The organism is Pseudomonas sp. FW305-3-2-15-E-TSA4 (assembly GCF_058787295.1).
Genome location: NZ_JBYSZP010000010.1, coordinates 89,543 through 103,808, shown reverse-complemented (window position 1 = coordinate 103,808; position 14,266 = coordinate 89,543). Strand labels below are relative to the sequence as shown.

The 14,266-nt window shown below is 62.6% G+C and carries 2 protein-coding genes; both read left to right on the top strand.

All coding sequences use genetic code 11. The features are described 5' to 3' along the window. Nucleotides 1-464: 464 nt before the first annotated feature. Nucleotides 465-1,574 (top strand): substrate-binding domain-containing protein, encoded by a 1,110-nt coding sequence (locus AC3WMV_RS15415; RefSeq protein ID WP_103367885.1) that lies wholly within the window; start codon nt 465-467, stop codon nt 1,572-1,574. A 191-nt stretch (nt 1,575-1,765) separates the two neighbouring features. Further along, nucleotides 1,766-14,263: a filamentous hemagglutinin family protein gene (locus AC3WMV_RS15410; protein WP_103367884.1), complete on the top strand. Its 12,498-nt coding sequence runs from the start codon at nt 1,766-1,768 to the stop codon at nt 14,261-14,263. Nucleotides 14,264-14,266: the final 3 nt, after the last annotated feature.

The following is a 14,266-nucleotide window of genomic DNA, read 5'->3' as shown; positions in this document are numbered from 1 at the left end:
TGATTTTTCGGGTGTCTGGTCTGGCGTCATCGCGAGCAGGCTCACTCCTACAGGTGTAATGCATTTCAATTTGTAGGAGTGAGCCTGCTCGCGATGACGCCGGCCGAAACAGCAAAAAATTCAAATATTTTCCCTTCAGCCTGATACTCACCCGACCCTGATTCCCCCCATCCTCGGGTTCTCCTTTCTGTCATCTGCAACCACCCCGCAACGGCTGCAGCCAGTTTCAGCCAAACCCACGATCCAGACCCCTCGCAATCCCCCACAAACACCCGAGAAAACTGTCGGAAAATCAGCGCGCAGCTCCCGAGGTTTTTTCCTTTATCTGTCACCGCAAGATGCGAATTTCTCAGTGCGACTTAACCACGGACCGCGCTTGCGAAGGTCAGCGGTGAGTCTTCCCAGTGTCATGCAAGACCCCTGAAAACCTGTGTTCACAACCATCGTTGAAAAGGAGATTCTTCATGTTCAAGCGCACTCTGATCGCCGCTTCCCTGACCGTCGCCGCCCTGGCTTCCGCTCAAGCCATGGCCGTTACCGGTGGTGGCGCCACTCTGCCAGCCGCTCTGTACAAAGGTTCGGCCGACAGCATCCTGCCAGCCAACTTCAGCTACGCCGCCGTGGGCAGCGGTGCCGGCAAGACCGCTTTCCTGACCAACAACCCGGCCGGTTTCAGCACCACCGGCACCGTGCATTTCGCCGGTAGCGACTCGATCCTCAACGCTTCGGAACTCAGCACCTACAAGAACACTTACAACGCTTCGTACGGCCCGTTGATTCAACTGCCGTCGGTGGCCACTTCGGTTGCCATCCCGTACAAAAAAGCCGGCCAGACCGCGCTGAACCTGACCAGCGCTCAGCTGTGCGAAGTGTTCTCGGGCCAGAAAACCACCTGGGGTGCTCTGCTGGGTACTTCCGACGCGACCACGATCCGCGTTGTTTATCGCAACGTTTCCAGCGGCACTTCGGAAATCCTGACTCGTCACCTGAACTCGGTCTGCCCGACTCAGTTTGCGACCAACTCCACCTTCACCAGCGCTCGTATCGGCGGCATCGCTCTGCCTTCGAACTGGGTCGGCGTCGCCAACACTTCCGAAGTTGCCACTGCCGTGAACGCGGTTGACGGTTCCATCGGTTATGTAGGTCCGGACGGCGTCGATGCCACCAGCAACGCTGTTGTTGCTCGCGTCAACGGTGTTCAGCCGACTGCGCTCAACGTGACGCTGGCGCTGTCGTCGGTCAATCCTCCGGCGAATGCTATCGATGCTGCCGATCCGTCCAAGTGGTCGCCAGTGGTTGCTAACCCGACTTCGGGTTACAAACTGGCTGCCTACACCAACTTCATCTTCGGTCAGTGCTACAAGGATGCAGCCGTGGCCGCGGACGTCAAAGCCTTCCTGACTCAGCACTACAGCAACCCGGGCAACAACACTGCGACTCAGGCCCACAAGTTCGTCGCTGTGCCTAACGCCTGGAAAACCGCTGTGACCGCCAACTTCATCACCAACACTTCGGGCAACAACCTGGACATCAACAACGCCAGCGTCTGCAACGCTATCGGTCGTCCTTTGTAAGCTCGCGCGGTCGTAACACCGATGACGGCAACCTTCGGGTTGCCGTCATTTTTTTTGGCTCGAATACACGCCGAACATGAAGTTTGTGTGACATCCGTTCGGTCGCGCCTCTCGCCAACGGCCTATGTCGTAACAGCAGGTTTTTGCGCACCTGCGGCCATATGTGGCAATCAAAAAAGGATCTCGTAGTGATGCTCGCTCGCCCATCCCGTCGTCGTACCCACGTTCAGTCCTTCCAGCGTGATGCCGTGGAGCCGGCGCTGTGGCTGCTCAAGCCATTGGCGCACGCGGTGGCGTTGTGTCTGGTGGCGGGTAGCGCGCAGGCGCAGACGGCGTTCAGTTCGAACTGGTTTGCCGCCAAGGGGGCAGCGCAGCAGGCCGCAGCGGCGCGTCCGAGCATTGGCGGGTTGCCGGGGATGACACCGCCATTGGCCCAGCAGCAGAAGGCTAATGCGCAGTTGCAGCGCTCGATTCAGACCTTGAATAACACGGTCGCCGCGATTGCTGCGCAACAAGCGGCGCAGGCGGCCGGACGCGCTGCTGCGTTGGGCACGGTGCAGTTCGTGCCGGACGGCCTGGGCGAGGGTGGCTTGAAGGTCGACAACAGCCTGACTCAAGGCTGGCAGAACGCGAAGGGCCCGCAGCAGACCCAGGTCGATGGCAAAACCACAGTGACAATCGAGCAGACCGCCGACAAGGCCATTCTCAACTGGGAAACCTTCAACGTCGGTCGCAATACCACGGTCGATTTCGCCCAGCAGTCGAACTGGGCGGTGCTAAACCGCGTCAACGACCCGAATGCCCGGGCCAGCCAGATTCAAGGTCAGATCAAGGGCAACGGCACGGTGATGCTGATCAACCGTAATGGGATCGTGTTCAGCGGCAGCAGTCAGGTCAACGTGCGCAACCTGGTGGCCGCTGCCGCCAACATCACCGATATCCAGTTCCGTGATCGGGGTCTGTATTTCGACAGCACCGGCACCCAGCCGACGTTCACCGATGCCGCCGGCAAGGTGTTGGTGGAACGCGGTGCCTCCATCGACACCCACAAGCCGGCATCGTCTACCGCTTCCGGGGGTTATGCCTTGCTGCTCGGCAGCGACGTGCAGAACGACGGCAGCATCAGTACCGCCAAGGGCCAGACCGTGCTCGCCGCCGGTGACCGTTTCTACATCCGCAAAGGCTCGGGCACCGAGGGCAATGCGCTGTCCACCACCTTCGGCAACGAAGTCATCCCCGGTTTCAAGGCCGGTGCCGTGGCGGGCAATGTCACCAACAACGGCTTGATCCAGTCCGCCACCGGCGACATCACCCTGACCGGTCATGAGGTGGTGCAGAACGGTGTATTGCTCGCCAGCACGTCAGTGGCGACGCGTGGCACGATTCACCTGACCAACCCGAACACCGACAGCAGCGGCAGCGTCACGCTGGGGCAAGGTAGTGCGACGGCGATCATGCTCGACAGCAGCGACCTGACGGCCCTCGACAGCCAGCATCAGGCCGCGCTGACGGGCGTCACGGCCAATAACCGGATCCGTGGCGATCAGTCACGCGTCGAGATTCAGAGCGGCGGCAGTGTCGAGTTCCAGAATGGCTCGATCACCCTGGCCACCGGCGGCCAGGTCGCGGTCAGCGCACAACGCCGCAGCCTGGTGCGCGACGGCGCAATGATCGATGTATCCGGCGCCCTCGGCGTCAAAGTGGCAATGGAAAACAACAGCATCAAGATCAACGTGCAAGGCAACGAGCAGCGCGATGCCTCGGTCAACCGCGAGAAGGGCGCGCTCAACAGCAATGACATCTGGGTCGATGTGCGCGATCTGGTGCATGTGCCGGCCGGCACCAACGGCTACGCCACGGATCGCTGGTACACCGCCGGTGGCTTGCTGGAAGTCGGCGGTTACCTCGGCACGCAAGGGCACAGCGTCGGCGAGTGGATGGCCCAGGGCGGCACGGTGAGTTTTGCCGGCAACGACGTGGTCACGGAAAAAGGTTCGTTGATCAACCTGTCCGGCGGCACCCTGGATGTGCAGAGCGGCGAGATCCGCCAGAGCTGGCTGCGTGGCGCCGACGGCAAGTTGTATGAAGTGTCGCGTGCGCCGGGGGACCTGCTCTACAGCGGCCTGTACAAAGGCTATGAAGACAGCAGCCAACGCTGGGGCCAGACCAGTTATTACTACAGCCCGCTGATTGCCCCGCGCTCGCGTTTCGAGTCGGGTTACACCGTGGGCCGCGATGCCGGGCAACTGGTGATTTCCACGGCCAACGCCGTACTCGACGGGCAAATGATCGGCGAGGTGTATCAGGGCGAGCGGCAGAATCAGGCGCCGAAACCGGTGCTCGACGGCTATCAGCAGAGCCAGAGCGCGTTGGCCCGGCGTGCGCAGTTGATCGTCGGCAGTTACGACCCGACCTTCGTCGCGGCGTCGAATGGCCTGCTCTACACCCTCAATCCGACGCTGGACCAGGTGCAGATTGGCGGCGCGCGTCCGGTCGCTGGCAACGATCCGGACTTGACCGGCGTGGTGTCCGATGCCCGCAAGGGCAAGCTGTATCTCGATAACGATCAGCTCAACGGATTCCGCCTCGGTGCGCTCAAGGTTTCGACCAAGGATCAGATCGCCATTGACGGTGCGCTGACGGTCGATAACGGTGGCGACATCACCCTGTATTCCCCGGATGTGCAGATCGGCGCCGACCTGAGCGCGCGTGGCGGTAGCCTGCGGCTGGGCAACGTGCTCAATCAGTTTCTCAGTAGCGACACCGCTGACACTCGGCTCACGGCGAAGGTCGGCAAGGCGACGCAGGTCAACGTGGCCGACGGTGTGCAACTCGATACCCGTGGCGTGTGGAGCAACCTGCGCACCAACCCGGACGATGGTGCGAGTCTGGCGTACCTCAATGGCGGTTTGCTGTCGATCCGCAGCAGTGGCGACATCGATATGGGCGCAGGCAGTCTGCTCGATGTGTCCTCCGGCGGCGCTGTGCTGGCCAACGGCAAGACCCGGGGTGGCAAGGGCGGGGACCTGACGCTGGAATCCAGTGCGATTTCGGCGCCCGGTGAAACCCACCTGAACCTTGCGGGCGATCTGCGTGGCTACGGTGTCACTGGAGGCGGCACGCTGACGGTACAGGCCAACAGGATTCTCATCGGTCAGACCGACAAGGCGCTGGCCGACGATACACTGCAGCTGTCTGCCGATCTTTTGCGCAAGGGCTTTTCCGCCTACAACCTGATTGGCCTGAATGGGCTGGGCGTTGCTGAAGGTACGGCGATCGATGTGCACATGCCGGTGTACCGTTTCGCTGATGCCGCGCCGAATCAGGTCAGTGGCGCCGATCCGCGAACGGCGCTGGAACTGTGGTCACCGACGCTGTTCCAGGAAAACCCGACCAAGGGCCTGTTGACCCAACGCGCCGGCGCCAGCCTGACCTTGCAGGGCGGGGCCAGCCTGATCGGTTTGATTGATGCCGCCAACAGCACGTTGACGCTGGGCCGCGGTTCGCGGATCAGCGTCGATCCGGGGCAGAGCATCAAGCTGCGCGGTGCCGGGCAGATCACCGTGGAAGGTGAACTGAATGCCTGGGGTGGTGCGATTGATATCCGTCAGCAGCAGTTCGGTTCGAACAAACCGGCGACCTCCATTGTCGTGGCCGATCCGAACGCGCATGACCGTTCCATCTGGATCGGTGAACAGGCGGTGCTGGATGTCGCCGGACGCGCCAATACGGCAGTCGATGCGCTGGGCCGCACTTACGGTCAGGTCGGCAAGGGTGGCAGCATCATCATCGGCGGAGAAATCGATGCGAAACTGGCCACCGCCACGGCCGCCGATGCCTATGTGATCGTGCGTCAGGGCGCCCGGCTGGAGGCTTCCGGCACCGAGGCGGTTGTGGATATCGCCGGCCAGGGGCCGACTCGCGTTGCGACGGAGGGCGGGCGGATCAGCCTGAGTTCCTACAATGGCCTATTCGTTGAAGGCAATCTGCGTGCAGCGGCAGGGGGTGTCGGAGCGGCCGGTGGTCGTCTGGAACTGGCGCTGGAGACGCCGCTGTATTCCGACTCGGCGAGCAATGCGGTGCGGGTACCGAGGGAAATGATCATCGGCCAAGGGGCTGGAGACAGGCTGCTGCCCACGCTTCTGCTACCCGGTGAAGGCGCCGATGGCTTGCGTTACGGTCAGGGCCGGCTGAGTGCCGACGGCTTGATGGCAGGCGGTTTCGATAACCTCAGCCTGTTGAGCAATGGCCTGTTGTCGTTCGACGGCGACGTCAATCTGCGGATGAATCAGAGCCTCAATCTGTACGCCGGAGCGTTGTCTCTCGCCGAGAGTTCCAAAGACACGGCACGGGTCGATCTGAGTGCGCCGTACTTGCGTCTGTCGGGGGTGGGCACCTACTTTGCCGGCTTTGGCATGGTACGCCCACGCTTGCTCCCAGACCCGACGACTCGATTGTCCGACGCGACGTTCAATGCCAGCGCGAACCTGTTGGATGTGAGCAATGGCCTGTCGTTCGGGGTGCAGGGTTCGATCCTGCAATGGCCGGCGCCGGCCGTTGAATACAGCCGTCGGGCTTTCGGTCTGGTGAGCCTCGACAGCAGCGGCGACCTGCGCTTCCTCGCGCCGAATGATGGCGCGGAGAAAACCAGGCTGTGGACGCCGGGCGACTTGAACCTCGGTGCGGCGCAGATCTATCCCGCCACCGGCGTTCAAGCTGAGGTGCGTGCCGGTTATCAGGGCGCGGTCCCGGTTTCCGAACACACCTTGCGGATCAGCGGCCACGGCGCGGCACCGACTGCGGTGCCGTACTCGGCATTCGGAAAGCTGATTTTTTCCGCCGCGTACATCGAACAGGGCGGTGTCTTGCGTGCACCGCTGGGCAAGATCGTATTGGGTGACGATTTGCTCAGCACCACTCACGAGGTTCGTCTTCTGCCGGGCAGTCTGACTTCGGTCAGCGGTGCCGGTCTGGTCATGCCGTACGGTGGCACCACGGACGGTATCGACTATCGCTATAACGGCAAATCCGTGGTGCTCAACGGCATCTCCGGCGAAACATCAGGCGTGTCGATCGGCACGCAGTTCGCCGATGTGCAAAGCGGTGCGGTCATCGACCTGTCCGGCGGTGGCGATCTGCGTGGCGCCGGTTTCGTCTCCGGTCGCGGGGGTTCCACCGATGCACGTTTCAACCCGCTGGTGCGCAATGCGCCTGATGGCACCTTCAGCCTGCCGGGGCTGGCGAGCAACCCGGTGTATGCCATCGTGCCCGGCAACCAGAGCCGCTATGCGCCGATGCTGGCCGAGGCCGGTGCAGTCGATCCGCGCATCGGCCAGCAGGTCACTATTGGCGCCGGTGTGCCGGGGTTGGCGGCGGGTACTTACACACTGTTGCCGTCAACGTTTGCCCTGATGCCTGGTGCGTTCCGGGTTGAGGTAAACGGTCAGGCAGCACCCGGCGTGACAACGGGGGCGTTGCCACTGCGCAATGGTTCATGGACCAGCAGCGGGCAGATGTCGATTGCCAATACCGGCCTGCGTGACAGCCTGGCCAGTCAGTTGATTCTCACGTCAGCCGATGTGTTGCGTCGTTACTCGCAGTACAACGAAACCGGTTTCTCTCAATTCATCCAGAGCGACGCCGCCCGGCGCGGTGTGCCGCGTGCGCTGGCACCCATGGACGGCAAGACACTGGATCTGCGCCTGGCCTCCGGCGGCAAGCAAGACATCGCTTTGCAGTTCAACGGGCGCACGCTGTTCGAGGCTGCCGAGGGCGGCATGGCCGGCACAGCGGTGGTACGTGGCGGCAACGCCGGGAGCAGCTTCGAGATACTGGGTGCGGGCCGTGCATCGACACCGGGTTTCAACGGTGTGTCGCTGTACGCCGACACGCTCAACAGCCTCAACGCGGGGCGGCTGACCATCGGTGCGATGCCGAATGTCTTGTACAACACGACCGCTAACATCATCGGCTTCCTGGGCGCGAGTGAAAGTATTGTCTTGCGTGAAGGGGCGATTCTGTCTGCGCCGCAGGTTTTGCTGCGTACCACGTCAACACTTGGCGGCATCACGGTCGAGGCGGGAGGCGGGATCAATACGCTGGGGCGTGGCAACGTGGCCTACGACTCGCTGGCCGGTTACGTTTATGAGCCGAAAGGTTCCAGCCTGTTGGTCGTTTCCAACGGCTGGACCAATGTGCTGGCGCCGGAAGCGGCCAGCGGCATCAGCGGCGCGGGCAGCATCCGGATCGGCACTTGCGCAGCGAGTGCGTGCAACAATCCGGCCCTGCTGTATTCGAACGGCAGTATCACTGCTGCTACGGATAACCAGTTCGAACTCGGTGAAGCGGTGCGTTTCGGCACCCGTCATCTGGCACTGTCGGTCGGCTCGGTCAATACCGGCAGCGCCGAAGCACTTGCAGCGGTGGGCAGCCGCGTTCCCGCCGGCCTCACGCTTAACCAGAACGTACTCGACCGCTTGCTGCGCGGTGATACACAGTTTGCCGCGCCGGCCCTGGAAACCCTGAGCCTGACCACTCGCGACGCCTTCAATTTCTACGGCAGCGTGAGCCTCGACACGATCGATCCACAGACCGGTCAGAGCAAACTGCAGAACCTGGTGCTGGTCACCCCGGCGATCTACGGTCTGGGCGATGCCAACGATGTGGCGAGCATCCGCACGGCCAACCTGATCTGGAACGGCGCTACCCAGAGCCCTGGCGCTGTCATCACGGGTGGTGCGGGCACCGGCAGCGGCACGCTGGACATTCAGGCTCAGCGGATCGAGCTGGGTTACGGACCGATGCCTCAGGCCAGCGGACTGGATCAGAACAATCGTCTGGCGCTGGGTTTTGCCAACGTCAACCTGAGCGCCAGCGAGCGCATCACCGCCAATCACAAGGGCAGCCTGGCGGTGTATCAGGAGCAGGGCGCCTACGATCCGCTCAAGGGTTACAGCTACAGTGGCGGCAATCTGAACCTGCGCACGCCGTTGCTCACCGGTGAGGCGGCATCGGTCAGCCTGCTCAAGGCCGGCAACAGCCTGACGCTCAGCGGCGCCGGGGCTGCCGGGGTGGCCAATGCCTTGGGGGCGGAGTTGAACCTTGAAGCCCGCGATGTCGTGCTCGACAGCCGTATCGCCTTGGCCAGCGGCAAGCTGACCGTCAAGTCCGAGGGCGATTTGACGCTGGGCAATGGTGCGGTGCTGGACTTGGCCGGACGTACCTTGCCGTTCAACGATGTCAGCAAATACAGCTGGGGCGGCGATGTCTCGCTGTACAGCGCCAACGGCAATATCCGTCAGGCTGCGGGCTCGCGGATCGACCTGTCGGCGAAGAACAATCAGGCCGGTAACCTCAGCGTCGTCGCTCTGGCCGATGCGGCCGGGATGGTCGATCTGCAAGGCGAGATTGTCGGCGGCAGCAGCGGTTACTACGACGCCGGGGGCACGTTGGTGCCGTACAAGGCCGGTGGCGTGGACATTCGCGCGCAGCGCCTGGGAGGTGACGCCACCGAGCAATTCGCCGCGCTCAATCAGCGTCTGAACGCCGGGCAGGTGTACGGCAGCCGCAGCCTGCAACTCAAGCAAGGCAACCTGGTGATCGGTGATGGTCTTAAGGCGAGCGAGGTCAATGTCTCGGTGGACAATGGCAGCCTGACGGCGACCGGTCTGATCGATGCCAGCGGCGAACGAGTCGGCAGCATTCGTCTGTCGGCGAAAAATGGCCTGACGCTGACTGGCAGCAGCGTGCTCGATGCCCATGGTCGCGTACTGCGGGTCGACAGCTACGGCGAGATCATCGATGCGCCGAACCGCGCCACGGTCGAACTGAGTTCCGGCGATGGTTTGCTCACGCTGGGCAACGGCGCGCGGATCGATTTGCGCCACGGCACCGATGTCGTGCCCGGTTTCCTCGCGGGGCAACACGATGGAATGCTGCGCGGTACGCTGGAGCTGAACGCGCCGCGTCTGGGCAGCAATGACATCGCCATCGACGCCAGTGGTGTGTTGACCATTCAGGGCGCTCGCTCCATCGGCCTCAACGGTATGCGCCGCTACACCGATGCCCGCGATGGTGTCGATCCGGCGGTCAGTGGTCGGCCGTATCAGGTGATTGATCAGGCCATGCTCGAACGCATTCACGGTGACAGCAATGACTTTATCAACGCCGCACTGGGCAATAATGATCTGCTGCAACGCAAACTCGCCGGGCTGAACAACGCCACTTACGCCGACGCGTTCCATCTGCGCCCGGGCGTGGAAATCGCCAGCAAGACGGCTGACGGTGATCTGGTGGTGGAGGGTGATCTGGACCTTTCAGGTTATCGCTATGCCAGCCTCAATCCGCACACGCAATTGAATCCGTCGGTGTACGGGTCAGGCGAGGCCGGCAGCCTGGTGATTCGCGCCGGTGGCAACCTCGATATTTACGGCAGCATCAACGACGGGTTCGCGCCGCCACCGGAAACCCAGGACGATGCCGGCTGGAAACTGATTGCCGGTGTGCAGCCGTTCGGCGGCGATCTGATCGTGCCGGGCAGTGGAGTGACGCTGGCCGAGGGCACGCAGTTTCCGCTGGGGGCGACACTCAATTACGACGTGATGATTCAACCAGCGGTTCTGGCCAGTGGCACGTTGCTGCCGACTCAAGCTGTGCTCAACGAGGCGTATACCTTCAGCGCCGGCACCGTGCTGGCGGGGGCGATCCACGACAGCAACGGTCATCTGCTGTACGCCGCCGGTACACTGCTCAGCGACAGCGTGACATTGCCTGCCGACACTCGCCTGGGTGCCGGGATCCGTTTGAACAAGGCCACCGCCCTGCACGCGATGAACTGGCCCAAGGGTGTGCCGTTGCCCAGCGTTTACGATGCAGACCTGACTACGTTCTCCGGAGTGAAATTAAAGGGCGAACTGGCCTTGTTGCGCGGTTCGCTGATTCCGTCGATGACCGATGTGAAGCTCGCCGAAGGCACTTCCCTGATCGAGTTGCGCCCGTTCAACGGCACACAACAAGGCAAGAACTGGGCGCTGGCCAGCATGCTGCCGTCGGGCAGTGCGTCGTGGTCGATGCGCGTGGTCGCCGGTGCAGATCTGGCTGCGGCCGATAGTCGTGCGGTCAAACCGCTGACCCCGGAAGGCAATCTGCGGCTGGCGGACAGTCATTACGGCGTCAACATCACCACGGCGGCGGGCAAGCTGGTCTGGGCTCCGGATAATCCCTTCTTTACGCCCTACGAGCCGGTCCCTGATGACATGCTCGAGTACTGCCAGCAGATTGCCGACTTGTGCGTACCCATGGCCCGTTGGGTCTGGGCGCCAGGCAGTGGAATGGGGCCGGACTACGAACCGGTTCCCGAGGAGGCCCAATTCATTTGTGATCTGCAGCCGGAACTGTGCATCGGCAACAATCCCGGGAAAACGGCCAAGGCCCATATGCAGATGTTCAGTGTTCTGCGCACCGGCACGGGTGATCTCGACCTGATCGCCGCCGGCAATCTGAGCATGGATTCACCGTTCGGCGTGTACACCGCCGGCACCCAATCAGCGAATATCGACCCGCTCTATAACCAGCCGCGCGGGCATCTTTCGGATAACGATTCGGTGTTGGGTACGGCCGGTGCCGCTTATGAAAAATGGGTCGACGGCGGCAGCGACAGCCTCTATCAGGCCTGGTATCCGCAGATGGGGGGCAACCTGACAATCAATGCCGGTGGCTCGGTTTCCGGTGATTCGGTCGGGACGAAAGCTCAATCGACAGCGAGCGGGTTCCGCGAGCAGATGGCCAGTGTGGCAGTGGGCAACTGGCTGTGGCGTCAAGGCACGGGAAACCCGGATGTGCCCACGGCCTGGTGGATCAACTTCGGCAGTTATTCCACCCAAATGAACTCAGATCGGGTGATCAACACTGAACCCTACCTGGTGGGTTTCACCGGTTTCGGTACCTTGGGCGGTGGCAATATCAGCCTGCGGGCTGGTGGTGATGCCGGCATGCTCAAACCGGTAGGCGATGCCGTTAACTACCCGCGAGGTCAGGGGCTGATCGTCGCGGTAGGCAGCACCGGTCGAGTCGCCAGCGATGGCAGCGTGCAGATGACCGGTGGTGGAGACATGGACATTCGTATCGGCGGCACGCTCAACCCTTCGCTGCAAGCGCGGGCCGGAGAAACCGGCTTCGGCCAACCGAATCATGATCTGCAGGGCGCGCTGATCAACCTGCGCGGCGCGGCACACATGACGGGTGGAGCACTCGGCGGCATCAACCTGCAGTACGGCGCCGGCGCCGTGTTCAATGATCTTCGGGAAACCCGCGCACTTGATCCGTTTACCTCGACCACCGGTAGTGCTTCCGGAGGCGTTGTGCTGATTCCGGGTGACTCGGGCATGAGCCTGAGCAGCCGCGGTGATCTGGTGTTGGGCGGTGCCGCGGATCCTGGGCGAGTGAGTCTGATGAACGCCAGCCCGATCATGGCGGCCGACGCAAGCGTTGAGCAGGGCGGTATCCTCAGTGGCTTTTCATTGTGGACTGACCACACGGCAATCGATCTGTTCTCGGCTGGCGGGAACCTGACGCCGGGCACACAGATAGCAGAATTCAGTACATCCAATGGCCTGATCACGGGCCGCAATACCTCGCCTACCGACGGCCGATTTGTCTACCCATCGATTCTGCGCGCGGTGGCGGGCCAAGGGTCCGTTTATGCAGGGCCATCCGCGACATTCATTGGCGTAAACAACTACCCGCTGCAAGGTTACTCACTGCTTCTGGCGCCGTCGAAGTCGGGGCAGCTTGAACTGCTGGCAGGTGACTCTATCTACGCCGGTGGCTATGCGATCAACCAGTCGGGGGCCAGCCCGATGGCCGTGGCTACCCCGTTCAACCCGGCATTCAATGCTTACACCAACAGCAACGCCGGAAAACCGCTGCGCACCAACTACAGCGACGATGGCGTAGCGGCAGAGGGCAACGTGCGATATCCGCTGTTTGCCTTTGGTCCCAACACCTACTCGGGATCGAACGACGTACAGGGGCCGGCGCGATTCTATGCGCTGACGGGGGACCTGGTGGGCATTCGCAGTGGCGAAACGTTGAGCTTTTCCACTTCCAGACGCACCTGGTACGAAGCGGCGGGGCCTGTGTGGATGATCGCCGGACGCGACATCGTTGCCTCTGGCACTGCCCTGGGGCAGCCTGCGGCCGTGCCGACAGTGGAAATGAGTAGCGGCAAGGAGGACATTTTTTCCACCGGCAACCTGTTCGTCCACAATGACCTGCGAGATGTATCGCGCGTCTCGGCGGGCCGCGACATTCTCTACAGCAGCTTCGATATCGCCGGACCTGGAACGCTGGATATCAATGCCGGGCGCAACATCCTGATGGAAAACCGCGCCAGCATCACCAGTCTCGGCGCGATAGTGGCCGGGGATCTGCGGCCTGGTGCCAGCGTGGTATTGCAGGCGGGCGCAGGCGCGCAGGGGCCGGATTACACAAAGTTCATCGCCCGTTACCTGAACCCGCAAAACCTTGCTGATCCGAATGCCTCTCTCAACGGCCAGCCGGGCAAAGTGGTCAAGACCTACCTCGACGAGTTGCAGAGCTGGCTGACGCTCGGCTACGGTTTCAGCGGCAACGCAGAGCAGGCACAGGCGTTCTATACCGCGCTGCCAAGTGCCGAGCAGGCGATCTTTGCGCGCCAGGTGTACTTCGCCGAACTGCGCGCCGGCGGCCTGGAATACAACGACGCTGACGGTCCGCGCAAAGGCAGTTATCTGCGCGGTCGCAACGCCATTGCCGCACTGTTCCCGAGCACCGATGTGGCGGGCAATCCGCTGCGTTACGACGGCGACATCACGCTGTATGGCGGAGCAGGGGTCAAGACGCTGTTCGGCGGCGATATCCAGATGCTCACCCCGGGCGGCGGTCAGGTGTTCGGCATCGAAGGCGCGGCGCCACCGTCCACCGCTGGGATCATCACCCAGGGTTCGGGCAACATTCAGCTCTACTCGCAGGGCAGCATTCTGCTGGGGCAGAGCCGGATCATGACCACCTTCGGCGGCTCGATCCTCGGCTGGTCGGCCGAGGGCGACATCAACGCCGGTCGCGGCTCGAAAACCACTGTGGTCTACACCCCGCCGAAACGGGTTTACGACACTTGGGGCAATGTAACCCTGTCGCCTTCGGTGCCGAGCACCGGTGCGGGTATCGCCACACTCAACCCGATTGCCGAAGTCGCACCAGGCGACATCGACCTTATCGCGCCGCTGGGCACCATCGATGCGGGCGAGGCGGGCATTCGCGTCTCGGGCAACGTCAACATCGCCGCGCTGACCGTGGTCAACGCGGCCAACATCGCCGTACAGGGTAAAACCAGTGGCGTACCGGTGGTGGCTGCGGTGAACACCGGGGCGATCACCTCGGCCAGTTCGGCGGCATCTTCGGCAACCCAGGCCGCTGAGGACGTGGCGCGTCAGCAGCAAGCAGCAGCGCGGCAGAACCAGGCGTCGGTGTTCACCGTGCAGGTGCTGAGTTTCGGCAACGAACAACTGGCGCCGACCCGGGATGGCGCCAGTCGTGCGCCGGCGACCGGCTACAACCCGAACAGCCCGGTGCAGGTGCTGGGAGCGGGGGCACTGGATGAACAGGCGAAGCAGCAGTTGACTGAGGAGGAACGCGGGCAGCTGACGTTGTAAAAG